This window comes from Streptomyces sp. NPDC093085 (assembly GCF_040683935.1).
GTDB lineage: Bacteria > Actinomycetota > Actinomycetes > Streptomycetales > Streptomycetaceae > Streptomyces.
On the sequence record NZ_JBFBFB010000021.1, the window covers coordinates 1 to 18,781 of the forward strand.

Here is an 18,781-nt window from a genome sequence, read left to right on the forward strand (position 1 = left end):
GGCCCGCCAGATCCGGTCTGGCGGGCCGCGCGACCGTTTCCGGCGCCTGAGAGATGAGAGCGGAGCGCGGGCGGAGACGAGCGGAGACGGGGGGCGAGGAGGATGGACACATCGGATCCGGCGGCCGGGAGCCCGGCGATCGAGACCAGGGGTCTGGTGAAGGTCTTCGGTACGAACCGGGCGGTCGACGGTGTCGACCTCGTCGTGCCGGCGGGCACGGTCTACGGGCTTCTCGGGCCGAACGGGGCGGGAAAGACGACCCTGGTCAGGATGTTGGCGACGCTGCTCCGACCGGACGGCGGCGAGGCGCGGGTCTTCGGCATGGACGTACGGAAGGACGCGGACCGGGTACGCGGCCGGGTGAGCCTGACGGGGCAGTACGCGTCCGTGGACGAGGACCTGACGGGCGCGGAGAACCTGGTGCTGCTCGGACGGCTCCTCGGCCACTCGGGGCGGGCCGCCCGGGAGCGGTCGGCGCGGCTGCTGGCGGCGTTCGGGCTGACGGAGGCGGCGGGCCGGCAGGTCAAGCACTACTCGGGCGGCATGCGGCGCCGGGTCGACATCGCCGCGTCCATCCTCAACACCCCGGACCTGCTCTTCCTCGACGAGCCGACGACCGGCCTCGACCCGCGCAGCCGCAACCAGGTCTGGGACATCGTGCGGGCGGTGGTGGCGCACGGCACGACGGTGCTGCTGACGACGCAGTATCTGGACGAGGCGGACCAGTTGGCCTCCCGTATCGCGGTGATCGACCACGGCCGGGTGATCGCGGAGGGCACGAAGGGCGAGCTGAAGGCGTCGGTCGGCGCGGGCGCGGTCCACCTGCGGCTGCGGGACGCCGGGCAGCGCACGGAGGCCGAACGGGTACTCGCCCGCGAGCTGGGCGCGGCCGTCCAGCTCGACCCCGACCCGGTGGCCCTGACCGCGACGGTCACCGGCCGGGGCACGGGGCAGGGCGCGGGCCAGGACACAGGCCGAGGCGCGGCGGAACGGGCCGCGCGGGCCCTGGCGGAGCTGGCGCGCTCCGGGATCACGGTCGACAACTTCTCGCTGGGCCAGCCGAGCCTGGACGAGGTCTTCCTGGCCCTGACGGGCAGCGGCGCCCCCGCGCACCCCGCCCCCGGCACGGCCCCCGCCGCCACGCCCGCCGCCGCCCCTGCCCCTGCCCCTGCCCCTGCCCCTGACGAGGCGACGCCGAAGGAGGGCGCGACAGCATGAGTACCGACAGCATGAGTACAACGGCCGACCAGGAGCTGGCGGCGCTGCTGGTGGCGCACGACCGGCCGCCGCGTCCGAGCGGGCTGACGGCCTCGCTGGTCTTCGGCCGGCGGACCCTGCTCAAGATCAGGCACGTCCCGGAACAGCTCTTCGACGTCACCGCGTTCCCCATCATGATGGTGCTGATGTACACGTACCTCTTCGGCGGTGCGCTGGCCGGTTCGGCCTCGGAGTACATCCAGTTCCTGCTGCCGGGGATCCTGGTGCTGAGCGTCATGATGGTCACGATGTACACGGGCGTGGCCGTCAACACCGACATCGAGAAGGGCGTCTTCGACCGCTTCCGCACCCTCCCCGTCTGGCGCCCGGCGCCGATGGTCGGCTATCTCCTGGGCGATGTCGTCCGGTACGTGATCGCCTCGGCCGTGATGCTCGGCGTGGGCCTGCTCATCGGCTACCGCCCCCAGGGCGGCGCGGGCGGAGTGGCGGCCGGGGTCACGGTGCTGCTGGTCTTCGCGTTCGCGTTCTCCTGGATCTGGACGATGCTCGGGCTGATGCTGCGCTCGGAGAAGTCCGTGATGGGCGTCAGCATGATGGTGGTCTTTCCGCTGACCTTCCTGAGCAATGTCTTCGTCGACCCGGGAACCATGCCGGGGTGGCTCCAGGCGTTCGTGAACAACAGCCCGGTCACCCATCTGTCCACGTCGGTCAGGGAGTTGATGGCGGGCGGCCGGCCGGCGTCGGACATCTGCTGGACGCTGGGCTGGTCGGGGGCGCTGGTGATCGTGTTCGGCACGGCCACGATGCGCCTGTACAACCGGAGATGACGGCGGCGCGGAAGCCACCGGCCGGCCCCTGCCGGGTCGGATGACCGGCCGGGGTGTCAGAGCCGCCAGGTGACCGGGGCGGCGCCGGGGTCCGGCCGATACGCGCAGCTCGACCCGGTGGAGACCGACGCCCTGAGATGCGCGGCGAGTTCGGGGTGGAGGGTGTCGAGTTTGCGCAGGGTGTCGCGGATCCGGGCGGTGACCGTCTTACGGGCGCGCTCGGCCTCGTCGCCCAGCCGCCGGGGCCGCCCGCCGAGGCCCGTGGCCCGGCGCAACTCGTCCAGCAGGGCCCGCCGTTCGCGCTCCCTCTCGGCACCCCGGGCCGCGTCGCCGCGTACCCCGGCCCGCTCGATCTCCGCGTCCAGCTCCGCCAGCCGCCGCCGGTACGCGGCCTTGGCCCGCTCGTCCAGTACGGGGTCGCTCCCCGGCCCCGGGGCCACCACACCCCGTCCGCCCCCGGCGACGAGGAGTTCGCCGGCCGGGAGACCGGCCCCGGGCCGGCCGAGCAGCGTATGCAGGTCCCGCAGCCCCTTGGCATCGGGCACATGAACCACCCGCCCGGCGAACCGGAGCGCCCAGACCGCGCCGTCCCGCCGGAACTCCCCGGAGGCGACCGGCGCGGGGGGTGGAGCGGAAGCGGGGGGTGGCGCGGACGGGGTCCGAGGCGCGGGCACTCCGGGCGCCGGTGAGCGGTGGCGGGCCTCCGGCCGGGCGGACGGACGGGGCGGCGGGGGGCCCGGGGCTTCCAGCGTGCCCAGGGCCGCTGTCGCGCGGCGGGTCCAGGGGGAAGCACCGAGGCGGTCCGCCGTGTCGCGGGCCGCGCTCAGCAGCGCCGCCGCCTCCTCACGGCGGCCGAGCGCGGCGGCCAGAGTGCCCAGCCAGAGGTCGACGGGGCCGCTGATGTCGCAGCCGTACAGGGAGACCATCCATTGGCCGGTGTACGGGGCCAGGGCGGCGCGGGCCCGTTCGATCAGGCGCGGGTCGCCCGAAGCTGCGGCGGTCTGGGCGCGGAAGCGGAGCCACAGGGGGGCGAAGGGGCGGGGGAAGGGCGGGGCGGGGGCGGCCTCCACCGCCCGCAAGTACCGCACCGCGTCCGCCGTGTCGCCACGTTCCACCGCCGTCACCGCCGCGAGCAGCCGGGGGTACGGATGGCCGACCCCGTCCAGCGTGGCGACCACCGCCTCCGCCGCGTCGAAACGGCCCCTCAGCACCTTGAGCGCCCACTCCAGGTGCGCGCTGATGAACCCGTACGGCGCGTCCTCGCGCCAGGGGCCCAGCGCCTCCGCGAAGAGCCGTTCCGCCTCGTCGAAGCGCCCCGCGAGGGAGGCCGCCATGCCCAGGTCGATGGCGCGGCTGAGCCGGAAGCGGCGCTTCCCGGTGCGCTCGGCCAGCTCCCCGTACGTGTGCAGCTCGGTGAGGAAGCGCGGGTCGCCCTGTTCCAGCAGGGTGACCCAGCGCATCGCCGTCGCGTCCGCCGCCAGGTCGCGGTCGCCCGTGCGGCGGGCGATCGCGGCCATCTCGTCGGTGAGCGCGAGCCGTTCCGCCGCCGTGCCGAGACCCCAGATGGTGTCGTGCCGCGCCCAGAGCGAGAAGGCGAGCGCGTCGTCGTCCGCCTCGCGGCGGGCCAGCGCGGTGGAGCGCACCGTCAGCTCCTGGGCGAGCTGGGCCGGGTCGAGCCGGCGCGACTCCCCCTCAGCGCCGCCGATCAGGGTACGGTACGCCTCCCGGAGCAGCCCGGCGGTCTGCGCCTCGCGCCCCGGGACCCCGCCCCTGCGGTGCAGCGCGATCGCCACCCGGGCCAGCAGCTCCGGATCGCCCAGCTCCCGGGCCGGGGCGGCGGCCCGTTCGAAGCACCGCCAGGCCTCTTCCTCCTCCCCGTAGTTCCGCAACTCCCCGCCCAGCTCCAACGCGACCAGCACGGCCCGACGGCGCATGTCCGCCCGACGCCGCATATCCGCCCGACGCCGGATATCCGCCCGACGCCGGATATCCGTCTGACGCCGCATGTCCGTCTGACGCCGCATGTCCGTCTGACGGCGCGTATCCGCCCGGCGTCCGCCCGCCCGGCCCGCACCCGCCTGCGCCGCCCCGTCCGCCCCGTCCGCCTCACCCGCCCCCTCCGCCTCGCCCTCCCTGTCCATCTCGCCCGCCCCCTCCGCCTCGCCCGCCCCCTCCGCCTTGCCCGCCCCCTCCGCCTCGCCAACCCCCTCCGCCCCGCTGGCCTCCTCCTCCGCGATCCGGAGCGCCCGCCGGTAGTGGCTCAGGGTCTCCTCCCCGGCCAGCCGCCCCGCCGCGTCCCGGGCCGCCGCCAGGAGGACGTCCAGCCTGCGGTCCCGCTCCAGCGCGTCCCCCGCCAGATGGGCATGGCGGGCCAGCTCGGCCGGGAGGAGGCGGATCCCCTGGGCGGCGAGGGCGGGGTCGCCGTCGGAGGCGCGTACCGCCGCGGCATGGCGGCGCCGTACCTCAGGCCCGGGAAGCTCCGCGTACAGCGCCTCCCGGACCAGGTCGTGCGCGAAGGCGAACCGCCCCGCCCCCGCGTCCACCACCACGCGGGCCGCCACCGCCCGCTCCAGCAGCCCGTCCACCCGCGCCACCGGCGCCCCGGCGACCCCCGCCAGCACCCGGCGGTGGAACTCCCGGCCCAGCACCGCCGCCGACGCCAGCAACGCGCCGACCTCCGGCGGGAGCTGGGCGAGGCGGCGCCGTACGGCCGCACGCACCCCGGGCGCCACCGTGGCGAGCGGGCAGCCGCTGTGCCAGAGCCGGGCCGTCTGCTCCACGAAGAACGGGTTGCCCCCCGTCCGCCGGTGCACCTCCGCCGTGACCGCCGGATCCGGCTCCCGCCCCGCCGTGAGCGCGAGCAGCGCGCCCACCTCGTCCCGGCCGAGCCCCGTCAGTGTCACCGTCGCCGTCGCCCGCGCGACCAGCGCGAGGAAGAGCCGCTGGAGCGGGTGGTCCGCCGCCTCCACCTCCATGTCCTGGTACGCCCCGATCAGCAGCAGCCGCTCCAGCCCGGTGCCCCGCGCGGCGAATTCGAGCAGCCGGAGGGAGGCGGCGTCCGCCCGGTGCAGGTCGTCCAGGACCACCACGACGGGGCGCTCCTGCGCGGCCATGACCAGGGCCGAGGTCACCGCGTCGTACAGCGCGAAGGGCTCCTGGGGGCCGGTTGCCGGTACGTCGGGGCGGGCCGGACCCTCGGTGCCCAGCAGCACCCCCAGCCGACCGCCTGCCGCGCCCTCGATCTCCGCCCAGCGCTCGGCGCCCACCCCGCGCCGCACCCCGCGCAGGACCTGCGTCCACGGCCAGAACCCCGGCGCGCTCTCCGCGTCCCAGCACGCACCGCCGACGACGAGCGCCCCGCGCCGCCGCGCCTCCCGCGCCGCCCCCGTGACCAGCGCCGTCTTGCCGATGCCCGCCTCCCCCGTGACCAGCGCGAGGCCCCCATGGCTGTCCGTCGTCCGGGCGATCTCCGCCCGGAGGACACCCATGGGGTGGTCGCGCCCGATGAGAGCTGGGGTCATACCCAAACCATAGGAGACCCCACTGACAGCGGCATTTGGCGCCTTTGGATCCCTTGACGAACAAACGAATTATCGTTCGATGTTGGCCAACAACTGCTCGAAAGGCACCACTTCGCCCTCCTCATGGGTCCTCACGACCCCTTCAGACCCCTCATGCCCCTCAGACCCCTCAGGCCCCTCATGTCCCTCAGACCCCTCGGGCTCCGTACGCCCCGTACGCCCCGGCAGCGCCCGCGCGAACTCCGCCGCCGCCCGGTCGATCCGGGCCGGCAGCCCGCCCCCGTGGGTGTCCGCGCCCGCGCCCCAGTCGTCCGTCGCGGCGAACACGGCGGTGGGCAGGGTCAGGGCATGGAGGTACGAGAACAGGGGGCGCATGGCGTGCTCGACCACCAGCGAGTGGCGGGCGGTGCCGCCCGTCGCGGCGAGCAGCACCGGGGTCCCGGTGAGCGCGTCGGGTTCGATCAGGTCGAAGAACGACTTGAAGAGCCCGCTGTACGAACCGGCGAAGACCGGGGTCACCGCGATCACCCCGTCCGCCCCGCTCACCGCCGCCAGCGCGGCGCCGAGCGCGGGCGAGGGGAAGCCGGTGACCAGGTGGTGGGCGATGTCGACCGCCAGGTCGCGTACGTCCACCACCTCGACCTCGGCCTTGCGGTCGCCGGCCCCCAGGACCCGTACCGCCGCCTCGGAGAGCCGGTCGGCCAGCAGCCGCGTCGAGGACGGCGAGCCGAGCCCGGCCGACACGGCCACCAGCTTCAGCACTGCCCCAGTCCCAGTCCCAGCCGCAGCCACAGTCCCAACCCCCGTTGCAGCCGCAGCCGAAGCCGCAGTCCCAGTCCCAGTCCCAGCCATGGTCAGGACTCCTTCCCCTGCGGCACGTTGTCGCTGTTCCGGGCGGCGACCGCCGGGTGCAGCGGCCCGTCCGGCACATCGGCCGGCCGGTTCTTCGCGAACTCCTCGCGCAGGACCGGGACGACCTCCTCGCCCAGCAGATCGAGCTGTTCCAGCACCGTCTTCAGCGGCAGCCCCGCGTGGTCCATGAGGAAGAGCTGGCGCTGGTAGTCGCCGAAGGACTCGCGGAAGGTGAGCGTCTTCTCGATGACCTCCTGCGGGGAGCCCACGGTGAGCGGGGTCTGGGCGGTGAAGTCCTCCAGGGAGGGCCCGTGCCCGTACACCGGCGCGTTGTCGAAGTACGGGCGGAACTCCCGCACCGCGTTTTGCGAGTTCTTCCGCATGAAGACCTGGCCGCCGAGGCCGACGACCGCCTGCTCCGGGGTGCCGTGCCCGTAGTGCGCGTACCGGGTGCGGTAGAGGTCGATCAGCCGCTGGAAGTGGTCCTTGGGCCAGAAGATGTTGTTGGCGAAGAAGCCGTCACCGTAGTACGCGGCCTGTTCGGCGATCTCCGGCGAGCGGATCGAACCGTGCCAGACGAACGGCGGGACCCCGTCCAGCGGCCGGGGCGTGGCCGTGAAGCCCTGGAGCGGCGTACGGAACTTGCCCTCCCAGTCCACGACGTCCTCCCGCCACAGCTTGTGCAGCAGCGCGTACTTCTCGATCGCGAGCGGGATGCCCTGCCGGATGTCCTCCCCGAACCAGGGGTAGACGGGCCCGGTGTTCCCGCGCCCCATCATCAGGTCGACGCGCCCGTCGGCCAGGTGCTGGAGCATCGCGAAGTCCTCGGCGATCTTCACCGGGTCGTTGGTGGTGATGAGGGTGGTGGAGGTGGAGAGGATCAGGCGCTCGGTGGTGGCCGCGATGTAGCCGAGCAGGGTGGTGGGCGAGGAGGGCACGAACGGCGGGTTGTGGTGCTCGCCGGTGGCGAACACGTCGAGCCCGACCTCCTCGGCCTTCCGCGCGATGGCGACCATGGCCTTGATCCGCTCGTGCTCGGTCGGCGCACGTCCGGTCGTCGGGTCGGTCGTGACATCGCCGACCGTGAAGATCCCGAACTGCATCGCACTCACCTCTCGCCTTCGCTTTTGGCTCTTCGCCGCGTTGCGCTTCAGCCGTTTAGTTGAAGCTTCAACTTCTGTGTCGCACTCTACAACCTCACACCCCGGGAATCCATTCCCGGCCACACTCCGCGACTTTGCGTCACTTTAAGCATATTTGGTCTGGATCTGGGCGCCGCCGCAGTACAAGGACCCGAAGTACGCGCGGAGCGGCTTCCCCGTACTGATCGCGCTGCCGGGCGGCGCCGGGCACCCCGTAACCGGCCGTTGAGTGACCGGCCGCTGGGTGACCGCCCGTTGGGTAACCACCCCTTGGATAACCGGCCGTTGGGTGACCGGCCGTCCGATGCGGTCGGGTAGCGTTTGGCCGGGTAGCGTCCGGGGGGTGCTCCCGTACCGGCTTGGCGACCCCCCTGAAGGAAAGTTAGGTTAGGCTCACCTAATCGTGCGGTGGGAGTCGCTGACGACTCCTCAACAGACCTTCACGGTGCAAGCTGTTGGGCATGTGCCCCTGCCGCAGCACCCCCCACTCCGAGGTAGCGCCAGCCGTGTCCGTATCCGACCCGCTCCCGCCACAGGCCGCACCACAGGCCGTACCGCCCGCCCCGCCGCGCGCCGCGTACCCGGTGGACGGTCTGCCCGCCCCGGTCCGCCGCCGGCTGCTCGAACTGGCCGCCGCCGAGGAGCCGGTGGCGGCGTACGTGTACGACGCCGAGGCCGCCGTGGCGCGGGCGCGCGAGCTGCGCGCGGTGCTGCCGGAGTGGGCGTCCGTCTACTACGCGGTCAAGGCGAACGGCTGCCCCGGGGTCGTGGAGGCGCTCGCCCCGTACGTCGACGGCTTCGAGGTCGCGTCCGTCGCCGAGCTGGAACTCGCCCTGTACGTCGGCCCGTGCAGCGGCTATCCGGCCTCCTCCCCGTCGCAGGTGGTGGCCGCGGGCCCGGCCAAGTCGGTCTCCGTGCTGACCTCCCTGGTCCGGGCGGGCGTCGAGGCGATCAACGCGGAGAGCGTGCTCGAACTCCACCGGATCAGCCGGATCGCCGTCGCCGAGGGCGTCACCGCGCGGGTGGCGCTCCGCGTCAACCCGGCCAGGACACCGCTCCACCCCCACCTACCGGATCACCCCACCGCCCCCTCCGGCCGCCCCTCCGGCCTCCCCTCCCAATTCGGCATCGCCGAGCCCGACGTGCCCGAAGTGCTCCGCACCGCCCGTGCGTTGCCCGGGATCGACCTGGTCGGCTTCCATGTCCACACCGCCTCCGGCAACCTCGACGCCGCCGCCCACGCCGCGTATCTCCGCTGGTGCGTGGAGTGGAGCGTGGCGACGGCCCAGACGTCCGGGATCGAGCTGCGCCATGTCGACATCGGCGGCGGCATCGGCGTGCCCTCCGACGGCGAACCCCCCTTCGACGTCGCCCGGTTCGGCGAACTGATCCGGGACGTGGAGCCCCCGGCCGGGGTGAAGGTGATCCTGGAGCCGGGGCGGTTCCTGGTCGCGGAGTGCGGCTGGTACGCGGCGGAGGTCACCGACATCAAGACGTCGTACGGGGTGACGTACGCGGTGCTGAGCGGCGGCATCCACCACTTCCAGCTCCCGGCGGCGCCGGCCGCTCCGACGCCTCCGGCGGCCCGGAACGGCCGGCCGGACCGGCCCGGCCGGCGCGCCCCCGGGTACGACGTGGCGGTCCTCCCCGTGGAACGCTGGGAGGAACCGTGCCCGCGCCCCGTGGCCGAGAACACGCGCGTCACCGTCGTCGGCGAGCTGAGCACCCCCGGGGAGACCCCGGCACGTGATGTCCTGATGGACCGGGTACGCGCCGGGGACCTGATCGTCTTCCCCCACGCGGGCTCGTACGGCTGGGAGTTCGCCCCCCAGGCGTTCCTGGGACACCCGGTCGCGGAGCGCCACCTGATCTGACCGGGCCCCGAGCCCGCCGCAACCAGGCGGGCCACACCCCCCGGAACCCACCGCACCCGTATCCCCTCACCCGCCACCGCCACACCCCTAGCCCCGCTCCCCCCCTCGCCCACCAGCCCCCTCCACATCTCCCTAGCACCTCCGGAGCCGTGTCATGACCGTGCCCCCCATCACCCGGCCCGTCCCCGCCGCCTCAGCGGTCGCGGACTCCATCCTGCGGCGCCAGCGCGCCCGGGAGTCCTCGGCACGTACGTACGCCCGTTCGTTCCCGATCGTCCCGGCCCGCGCCGCCGGGATGACCGTCGAGGGCGCGGACGGCCGCCGTTACCTCGACTGCCTCTCCGGCGCGGGTACGCTCGCGCTCGGCCACAACCACCCCGTGGTGGTGGAGGCCGTCCGGCGCACCCTGGAGAGCGGGGCGCCGCTGCACGTACTCGACCTGGCGACCCCGGAGAAGGACGACTTCACCGACGCGCTCTTCGCCAGCCTGCCGGACGGTCTCGCGGACCGCGCCCGGGTCCACTTCTGCGGGCCGGCCGGTACGGACGCGGTCGAGGCGGCGCTCAAGCTCACCCAGACGGCGACGGGGCGGCGCGGGGTGCTCGCGTTCACCGGGGGGTACCACGGGATGACGGCGGGCGCGCTCGCCGTGACCGGGAGCGTCGCCGTCAAGGAGCGGGTCGCGGGCGGCGGGGCGGAGGTGACGCGGCTGCCGTATCCGTACGCGTACCGCTGCCCGTTCGGGGTGGGCGGGGAGCGCGGGGCGGCGCTCGCCGCCACGTACGCCGAGCGGCTGCTGGACGATCCGGCGGGCGGGGTGGTGCCGCCCGCCGCGATGATCGTGGAGCCGGTGCAGGGCGAGGGCGGGGCGGTGCCCGCGCCGGATTCCTGGCTGCGGGAGATGCGCAGGATCACCCGGGAGCGCGGGATCCCGCTGATCGTGGACGAGGTGCAGACGGGGGTGGGCCGTACGGGCACCTTCTGGGCGGCCGAGCAGAGCGGTATCACCCCCGATGTGATGGTGATGTCGAAGGCGATCGGCGGCGGGCTGCCGATGGCGGTGATCGTCTACGACGAGGGGTACGACGACTGGCTGCCCGGCGCGCACACGGGCACCTTCCGGGGCAACACCCTCGCGATGGCGGCGGGCGCGGCGACGCTGCGGTATGTGGCAGCGGAGGGGCTGAGCGAGCGGGCGGCGACGGTGGGCGCGCGGATGACGGCCCGGCTGGACGGGCTGCGCGCGGAGCTCCCCGCGATCGGCGACGTACGCGGCCGGGGCCTGATGCTCGGCGTGGAACTGGTCGACCCGACCACCCCGCCGGACCCCTGCGGCGCCCACCCCGCCGATCCGGATCTGGCCGTACGGGTACGGGCGGCCTGCCTGGACCGGGGCCTGATCGTGGAACTGGGCGGCCGCCACGACGCGACGGTACGCCTGCTGCCCCCACTGATCATCACCGACGAACAGGCGGAGGCGGTGGTGGACCGCCTGGCGGACGCGATCACAGAGGCGGCGAAGGAGACGGGGGGCGGCGGGTCTGTGGGGGGCGTGGGGACTGCGGGAGGCGGCGGGTCTGTGGGGGGCGTGGGGACTTCGGGAGGCGTGAGGTCCACGGGGTCCGCGGGATTCACAGGGTCCGTGGGGGGTGGGCGGGGCGCGGGGGCCGCGCGGGACGCGGGAGGTTCAGGGGCTTCGGGGGGCGCGGGAGGTCCGGGGGCCTCGGGGGGCGCGGGAGGCGTGAAGGGCCCGCAGGCTTCGGGGAGTTCGACGGGCCCGCAGGACGCGGACCAGGGGCGGCAGGCATGACGACGACGGGACCTCGGGGGGAGAACCGAGCCGGGGCCGGGCCCGGGGCCGAGTCGGAACGGGGCGCTGGGGCCGGGGTTGAGTTCGGGGCCAGAGCCGGGGCCGAGGCCGGAACCGAGGCCGGACAGGGCACCGTTGCCGGACGGGACACCGGGGCCGGACGGGACACCGGGGCCGGACGGAGCACCGGGGCCGGACGGAGCACCGGGGCCGGACGGAACGCTGTGGCCGGTCAGGGCACCGGGGCCGAACAGGGCGGCGTGGCGAGGGAAGACGCCGAGGGCGCCGAGCGTGCCGAGGGCGCCCGGAGCGGCTGGGGCGCCGTCGCCGACCGGGGCACCCGGGGTACCGATGGCCACCGTGACGAAGAGTTGACCGTGGGCTTCCGGGGCGCCCGGGGCGAGCAAGGCGAGGAGCTGACCATGGCCACGCGAAGGGCCCAGGGCGACCGCGCCGCAGAACTGGTCGTGGACGTCCGGGGCGAACCGGCCGAAGAGCTGACAGTGGACGCCCGAAGCACCCGAGGCGGCCACGCCGCAGCAGTGGCCCCCGACGCCCGGGGCCACCGGGGCCACCGGGGCGAGGAGCTGACCGTGGACGCCAGGGGCGAACCGGGCGACGAGGCGACCATGGCCACGCGAAGCGCCCAAGACGGTCACGCCGAAGAACTGGCCCCGGGCGCCCGGGGTCACCGGGGCGAGCGGCGTGCCGCCGGTGACGAGCGTGCTTCCGCGCCGCTCTCCGGGGGCGCCGGCGGGCCCCTGGCGCTGGAGCCGCTGGTGGCGGTCGTGCTCGGGGCGCTCACCGAGGGGGCCAAGCGGCGGGACGGGCCCGTCGCGCCGGGGCGCCCCGAGGCCGTCGCCGCCTCCGTGGCGGCCGCGCTCGCCGGGGCCGGGGCGCGCACCGGGGACCCCGGAGCGCTCGCCCGGCTCACCGAACTCCTCGCCCACGGCAGCGCCGACCCCGCCGACCCCGCCTGCGCCGCGCACCTGCACTGCCCGCCGCTCGCCGTCGCCGTCGCCGCCGACCTCGCGGTCTCCGCGCTCAACCCGTCCCAGGACTCCTGGGACCAGGCCCCCGCAGCGACCTCCCTGGAGACCCTGCTGCTCCAGGAGATGGCCCGGCTGGTCGGTTACGACGACACCCGCGCCGCCGGGGTGCTCACCTCGGGCGGTACGGAGTCGAACCTGATGGGCCTGATGCTCGCCAGGGACCACATCCTCGGCGCCGCAACAGGGCGCCAGATCGAACTCACCGGCGTTCCACCGACCGTGGCCCCCGGGACCCCGCCGGGGGAGGTTCCCCAGCCCGCCCCGGGAAGCCTCCCCGCGCCCCGCGCAGACAGCCGCCCCGGAGCGCCCCGCGCAGGGCGTGCCGGGCGGCCCCGTATCCTCGCCTCCGCCTCCGCGCACTTCTCCGTGCAGCGGGCCGCCGCGCTCCTCGGGCTCGGGGAGGACGCCGTGCTCCCCGTCCCCGTCGACCACGACCTGCGCATGGTGCCGGAGGCCCTCGCCGCCGCGCTCGACGGGTGCGCCGCGCGCGGCGAGACCCCGGTCGCCGTCGTGGCCACCGCAGGCACCACCGACACCGGCGCCATCGACCCGCTCCGCGCCTGCGCCGAACTCGCCGCAGCGCACGGCGCCTGGCTCCATGTCGACGCGGCGTACGGCGGCGGCGCCCTCCTCTCCGACCGGCTCGCCCCGCTCCTCGACGGCCTCGCGCTCGCCGACTCCGTCTCCCTGGACTGGCACAAGCTCGGCTGGCAGCCGGCCGCCGCCGGGGTCTTCCTGGTGCGGGAGGCCGAGACATACGCCTCCCTCGCCCGCCGCGCCGTCTACCTCAACCCGGCGGACGACGAGGAGGCCGGCTACCCGAGCCTGCTCGGCCTCTCGCTCCGTACCACCCGCCGCGCCGACGCCTTCAAGATCGCGGTCACCCTGCGCACCCTCGGCCGGGACGGGCTCGGCCGCCTCGTCGACGCCTGCCGGGACCTGGCGGTCGCGGGCGCACGCGGCGTACGGGCCCACCCGCGCCTGGAACTCCACTCCGAACCGGTCCTGACGGCCTTCCTCTTCCGGTACGTACCGGACGGGGAAGCCCCCGGCGGTACGGACGACAGAAGCGACGCCGGGAACGACACCAACACCGACAACGGCAATGACAACGCCAACACAGCCGCAACCGCAGCCACAGCCGCAGCCCGCAGCGACCTGATCAACGCCGCCCTCCGCCGCAGACTCCTCCGCGAGGGCCGCGCCGTCGTCGGCCGTACGGAACTGCCGGGCACCGGCCCCGGCCGCGTACGCCTCAAACTCACCCTCCTCAACCCGCACGCCACGCCCGACGACGTCGACCGCCTGCTCACGGCCGTCGTAACCGCCGGACAAGCCGAAGAAGCCGACCAGGCCGACCGGGCCGACCAGCCCGACAGGAACACGGACAGCCCCGACAGGACGACGACCCACCTCACCCCCCTTGTGGAGGACCAGCGGTGACGACGACGCAGCAACAAGACGCCCCCATCCCCGCCCCCGTCCACGACGTCGTCCACGACCTCGTCGGCGTCGGGATAGGCCCCTTCAACCTCGCCCTCGCCGCCCTCCTGGACGGCGTCCCCGAAGCCGACCGCCCCCGCGCCCTCTTCCTCGACGCCAAGCCCGCCTTCTCCTGGCACCCGGGGCTCCTGCTGGAGGGAACGGTTCTCCAAGTCCCCTTCCTCGCCGACCTGGTGACCATGGCGGACCCGACCAGCCGCTGGTCGTACCTCAACTACCTGCGGGAACACGACCGGATGTTCCCCTTCTTCTTCTCCGAGCGCTTCCACATACCCCGCCGCGAATACGACCACTACTGCCGCTGGGTCACCGAGAACCTCCCCTCCTGCCGCTTCGACGCCCGCGTCACGGAACTCGCCTGGGACGAGAGCGCCGATACGTTCCTGCTCACCTGCCGCTCCTCCGACGGCACCGTCTCCTCCGTACGCGCCCGCCAGGTCGTCCTGGGCGTCGGTACGGCCCCGGTCGTCCCCGAGCCCCTCCGCCCCTACACCGGCACCCCCTCCGACACGGCCCCCCGCGTCCTGCACAGCGCCGACTACCGCGCCCACCGGGACCGCCTCGCCGCCCTCGACGACGTCACCGTGATCGGAGCGGGCCAGTCCGGTGCCGAGGTGGTCCTCGATCTCCTCCGCCGCCAGAACGGCGACGGCGCCGGCGGCCCGTACGTCCGCTGGCTCGCGCGGACGCCCGCCTTCGCGCCCATGGAGTACTCCAAGCTCGGCCTGGAGCACTTCACCCCCGACTACATCCGCTACTTCCGCGCCCTCCCCGAGGCGCGCCGCGAACGCCTCGTACGCGAACAGTGGCAGCTCTACAAGGGCGTCAGCGCGGAGACGCTCGGCGAGATCCACGACGAACTGTACGAACGGACCATCGGCGGCACGGAGCCCCGCGCCGCCCTCCACCCGGGCGTCGCGGTGGAGGCGGTGGAACGAAGCAGCCCGGACCCGGCGTACGTGCTGACCTGCCGGCACACCGAGCAGGACACCCGGTTCACCGTACGGACCTCCGCCATCGTCTCCGCCACCGGATACGCCGCCGCGCGCCCCGACTTCCTCGACGGCCTCGCCAAACTGGTGGAGTGGGACGAGCACGGCCGCTACCGGATCGACGGCGCCTACCGCGTCGCCCTCGACCGGCGGGTCACCGGCACCCTCTACGTCCAGAACGCCGAACTGCACACGCACGGCGTCGGCGCCCCCGATCTGACCCTGGGTGCCTGGCGCGCGGCGACCATCCTCAACGCGGTGGCGGGCCGGACCGTCCTCAAGGTCCCCGACCGCGCGGCCTGGACCACCTTCGGCGCCCCGGCACCGGAAGGGGGCACCGGATGAACCCCGCCCTGCGCGAGGCGTGGGCGCTCGCCGGGCGGCGGCTGCTGGTCAAGGCGGTGGAGGAGTTCGCGTACGAGGGGCTGTTCGCCCCGTACGAGGTGGACGACGCACCCACCCCGCACGAACCGCCCCCTCCGCACGACGCACCCACCCCGCACGAACCGCCCGCCCCCGGCTCCCCCCGGCCCCGCCCCTACCGGCTCGACTTCGGCGACGGCAGCGGCAACCGTGTCCACTGGACCTTCCGCGCCACCCGTGGCCCCTTCGCCACCTGGCACATCGCCCCCGACACCCTCACCCGCCACCCAGAAACCCCCGCACCCCCCGAATCCCCCGAGACCGCCTCCGAAACCCCCGAGACCGCCCCCGAGACCCCCGAGACCGCCTCCGAGACCTCCGAGACCGCCCCCACTCCCCTCGCCCCCACTCCCCTCGCCCCCGCACCCCCCACCCCCGAACAACTCCTCCTCGACGCCCGCGCCACCCTCCGCTGGGACGGCCCCACCACCGCCGAGGCGCTGCGGGAGCTGACCGCCACCCGGCGCGCCGACGCCGAGGCGATCCTCCGCGCCCTGCCCGCCGCCCACCTCGCCGACCTGGGCCACCTCGAACTGGAGGCGCACCAGGGCGGGCACCCCACCCTGCTGCTCGACAAGGGGCGTACCGGCTTCGCCGCCTCCGACGCCGCCGCCTACGCCCCGGAGCCCGCCCGCGCCGTACGGCTGACCTGGGCGGCGGTCCACCGCGACCTCGCCCGGTACACGGCGCTCCCCGGGCTCGACGCCGAACGGCTGCTCGCGGCGGAGCTGGATCCGCGCACGCGCGAGCGGTTCGCCGCCACCCTCGACCAGGCGTGCGCGGAAAGCAGCCTGGAGGCAAGGGAGTTCGTCTGGCTGCCGGTCCACCCGTACCAGTGGGACGAGGCCGTCGGGACGCACTTCACGCCGTATCTAATGGACGGCCGGCTCGTGCAGCTCGGCCAGAGCGCCGACCGCTACCGGCCGCTCCGCTCCGTCCGTACCCTCGCCAACCTCGACCGCCCGCACCGCCACGCCGTCAAGGTGCCGCTGCTCATCCGCGACGGGCGGGTCTGGCGCGGGCTTCCGGCACGCCCGACCGGCGCGGCGCCGGAGGTGAGCCGGTGGCTGCGGGAGGTGCGGGACGCCGACCCGTACCTCCGCGACGAGCTCCGCTTCCACCCGCTGGCCGAGGTCGCGGCCGTCACCGTCCGCCATCCGCTGTACGAGGCGGTGGGCGACGCGGTGGGCGATGTGGCGGACGACGCGGTGGGCGACGCGATGGGGAACGCGGTGGGGAACGCGGTGGGCGACGCGCCCTTCCCCTACGACCAACTCCTGGGCGCCGTCTGGCGCGAGCCGGTCTCGGCCGTGCTGCGCGAGCGCGAACGGGCCCGTACGGTGGCGTCGCTGCTGGCGGAGGGGGCGGACGGGCGGACGCTCGCCGAGGAACTGGTGGGGCGCTCGGGCCTGTCGGGGCGGGAGTGGCTGAAGGCCTTCTTCGCGGCGCTGCTGCCGGGGCTGCTGCACCACCTGTACCGGTACGGGGTCGCCTTCCGCCCGCACGGCGGGAACACGGTGGTCCTCTTCGACGGCCACGACATCCCGGCCGGGATCGCGGTCAAGGACTTCGCGGAGGGCGTGACGGTCGCGGACGACGTGACCGGTACACCGGACAGGGCGACCGACACTCCCGCTCCACCCACGACGGTGGACCCGCCCGCTCCACCCGGGACGGTGGACGCGCCCCCCGCCTCCGTGCCGCGCCGGCCGCCCCACGAGCTGGCGCACTCTCTCCTCAGCACCGTCTTCGCGGGGCACTTCCGCTTCTTCGGCCCGCTGGCCGCCGAGCGGCTCGGTGTTCCGGAGGGGGAGTTCTGGGCGCTGGTACGGGCGGAGGTCGACCGGTACCACGCCCGCTTCCCGGAACTGGCGGGCCGGTTCGCCGCGTACGGGCTGCTCGCGCCGGAGTTCGCCCGCGCCACCCGGAACCGCGAACGGCTCGGGGGCGCCGCCTTCCACGGCACGGTCACCAACCCGCTGGCGGTGCCACCACCCCCTCGGACCGTACCGCCACCACCTCAGGAGGACGTGGAGGCGTAACTCTTCTCGATGCTCTTCTCGATGGCGTCCAGGATCTGCCCGGCCCCGGTGTAGCCGATGCCGAGCATCCACAGGTTGTCGTCGACCTTGAAGGCCCGCTTCTCCTTCACGGCGGTCAGGTTCTTCCAGAGGGGCCCGCCGACGGTCTCGGTCTCCTTGGCCTTCTTGGGGTCCCCGTACGTCGAGTAGAAGATGACGTCCGCGTCGGCCTGGTCGATCTGCTCCGGGCTGACGTCGAGGGAGAAGCCGTCCTTGTCCTGGTTGGCGGGGCGGCCCACCTTGAGGTCCTGGTAGAGGGAGCCGACGAAGGTGTCGTCGAGGTAGAGCCGGGTGTCCGCGCCCTCGACGAACCGTACGAAGCCGAACGTCCGCTTCCGCGCGCTCTCCTCCCCGCCGAGCGCCTCCGTGGTCCGCTTGAGGTGGGCCTCGTACGCCGAGACGGCCTCCTCGGCCTCCGCCTTCCTGCCGAGCGCGTCGGCGTGGAGCTGGAAGTTCTGCCGCCAGGTCGGTCCTGTCGTGTCGGAGAAGACGGTGGGGGCGATCGCGGAGAGCGCCTGGTAGTTCTTCTCGTCGCGGACCTTGCTGCTGAGGATCAGATCCGGCTTGAGCGCGTTGATCGCCTCAAGGTTGGGCTGGGCGATGAGACCCACCGGCTTGATGCCCTTCAGCCGGTCGGCGGGGAGGTAGGCCGAGAACGGCGCCTTGTCGGCGACGGTGGTGGCACCGACCGGGGTGACCCCGAGGGTGACGGCGGAGTCGAGCGCGTCGGTGTCCAGGACGACGACGCGGGTGGGCGCGTCCTTGACCTGGACATCACCCATGACGGTCTTCACGGTATGCGTACCGGCGGCACCAGAACCCGAGCCACTGCTCCCGCCCGCACTCTTGCCCTCCGGTTCCGCCCCGTCGCCGCCGCCACTGCCGCAGGAGGTGACCGTAAAGGCGAACGCGAGGGTGGCAGCGGCCACGGCGATACGGCGGGGGAGCAACGTTCTGGACACGGGCGGGCCTCCTCGACGGCGGCCCGAAGCCTTCCCCGGACCAAGTAAGGCAAACCTAACCATTGCCGACCCGCCCAACAAGTCAGCCCGGCATGGGCCGTTCGCCCGGACAGGGGTGGGGCCACTGAGAGTGGGGACCGCAGGCGATGAGGTTGAGGGAGAGAAAGCGCCCACCGGTGGTCCACCAGCCGCCGGTGAGGTCGGCGGGGGCGGCGAGGTGGCGGGTGAGGTCGGCGGGGGTGGGGAGGGGCGCGTAACTCCCGCTGAGGATGTCGGCGTGCCGCCGGAACTGCTCGCTGTACCAGGCGGCGGCATCGTGGGGCCGGCGGAAGGTGTGACGGACGAGAGCGGGGCTTTTGAGGAGCCAGTGGTGAGGTTCGAGGGGCATAAGCGGGGTGGTGGGGAATTCGGGGTGGCCGGGCCGTCGGTGAGGGTCACCAGGACTGACGAGGAGGGTGCCGTGGCCGTGCCAGAGGTAGGCGTGGTGGTGCGGGGGCATCGCGTTCCTTGAGCCGTGCGGCCCC

General features: G+C 74.2%; 11 protein-coding genes and 1 pseudogene. 7 read left to right on the forward strand and 5 right to left on the reverse strand.

The window, feature by feature from the left end; genetic code table 11:
• Window positions 1-102 precede the first annotated feature (102 nt).
• Together AB0O07_RS34465 and AB0O07_RS34470 are read left to right on the forward strand one after the other, a co-directional pair.
• Complete coding sequence (locus AB0O07_RS34465) at window positions 103-1,218, forward strand: ATP-binding cassette domain-containing protein (RefSeq protein ID WP_365641042.1); 1,116 nt, start codon at window positions 103-105, stop codon at window positions 1,216-1,218.
• Entirely contained in the window at window positions 1,215-2,045 is an 831-nt protein-coding gene (locus AB0O07_RS34470; RefSeq protein WP_365641044.1) for an ABC transporter permease, read from the forward strand. Before AB0O07_RS34465 ends, AB0O07_RS34470 begins: the two co-directional genes overlap by 4 nt.
• A gap of 56 nt (window positions 2,046-2,101) precedes the next feature.
• On the opposite strand, the gene AB0O07_RS34475 is transcribed toward AB0O07_RS34470, so the two are convergent.
• From AB0O07_RS34475 to AB0O07_RS34485, 3 genes are all read right to left on the reverse strand, one after another.
• Entirely contained in the window at window positions 2,102-5,566 is a 3,465-nt protein-coding gene (locus AB0O07_RS34475; RefSeq protein WP_365641046.1) for an AAA family ATPase, read from the reverse strand.
• Between the two features lie 69 nt (window positions 5,567-5,635).
• On the reverse strand, window positions 5,636-6,328 hold the full coding sequence (locus AB0O07_RS34480; RefSeq protein WP_365641048.1) for an FMN reductase: 693 nt from the start codon (window positions 6,326-6,328) through the stop codon (window positions 5,636-5,638).
• Window positions 6,329-6,420: 92 nt separating this feature from the next.
• The gene (locus tag AB0O07_RS34485) at window positions 6,421-7,521 is read right to left on the reverse strand and encodes an LLM class flavin-dependent oxidoreductase (protein WP_365641050.1); all 1,101 of its coding nucleotides are present in this window, start codon (window positions 7,519-7,521) and stop codon (window positions 6,421-6,423) included.
• Window positions 7,522-8,066: 545 nt separating this feature from the next.
• Here AB0O07_RS34485 and AB0O07_RS34490 point away from each other — a divergent pair.
• From AB0O07_RS34490 to AB0O07_RS34510, 5 genes and pseudogenes are all read left to right on the forward strand, one after another.
• Window positions 8,067-9,434, forward strand: coding sequence for a hypothetical protein (locus tag AB0O07_RS34490; RefSeq protein WP_365641052.1), 1,368 nt, complete (start codon window positions 8,067-8,069; stop codon window positions 9,432-9,434).
• Window positions 9,435-9,588: 154 nt separating this feature from the next.
• Window positions 9,589-10,956 (forward strand): annotated as a pseudogene (locus tag AB0O07_RS34495) (diaminobutyrate--2-oxoglutarate transaminase); the annotation flags it as partial.
• 1,049 nt (window positions 10,957-12,005) lie between these two features.
• Entirely contained in the window at window positions 12,006-13,739 is a 1,734-nt protein-coding gene (locus AB0O07_RS34500) for a pyridoxal-dependent decarboxylase (RefSeq protein ID WP_365641221.1), read from the forward strand.
• Window positions 13,736-15,136 (forward strand): SidA/IucD/PvdA family monooxygenase, encoded by a 1,401-nt coding sequence (locus AB0O07_RS34505; protein WP_365641054.1) that lies wholly within the window; start codon window positions 13,736-13,738, stop codon window positions 15,134-15,136. The genes AB0O07_RS34500 and AB0O07_RS34505 overlap by 4 nt, the downstream gene beginning before the upstream one ends.
• Window positions 15,133-17,256: an IucA/IucC family protein gene (locus tag AB0O07_RS34510; RefSeq protein ID WP_365641057.1), complete on the forward strand. Its 2,124-nt coding sequence runs from the start codon at window positions 15,133-15,135 to the stop codon at window positions 17,254-17,256. Before AB0O07_RS34505 ends, AB0O07_RS34510 begins: the two co-directional genes overlap by 4 nt.
• Here AB0O07_RS34510 and AB0O07_RS34515 read toward each other — a convergent pair.
• Together AB0O07_RS34515 and AB0O07_RS34520 are read right to left on the reverse strand one after the other, a co-directional pair.
• Entirely contained in the window at window positions 17,235-18,257 is a 1,023-nt protein-coding gene (locus AB0O07_RS34515) for an iron-siderophore ABC transporter substrate-binding protein (RefSeq protein ID WP_365641060.1), read from the reverse strand. The genes AB0O07_RS34510 and AB0O07_RS34515 overlap by 22 nt on opposite strands.
• An 82-nt stretch (window positions 18,258-18,339) precedes the next feature.
• Window positions 18,340-18,645: a hypothetical protein gene (locus AB0O07_RS34520; protein WP_365641062.1), complete on the reverse strand. Its 306-nt coding sequence runs from the start codon at window positions 18,643-18,645 to the stop codon at window positions 18,340-18,342.
• Between the last annotated feature and the right edge of the window lie 136 nt (window positions 18,646-18,781).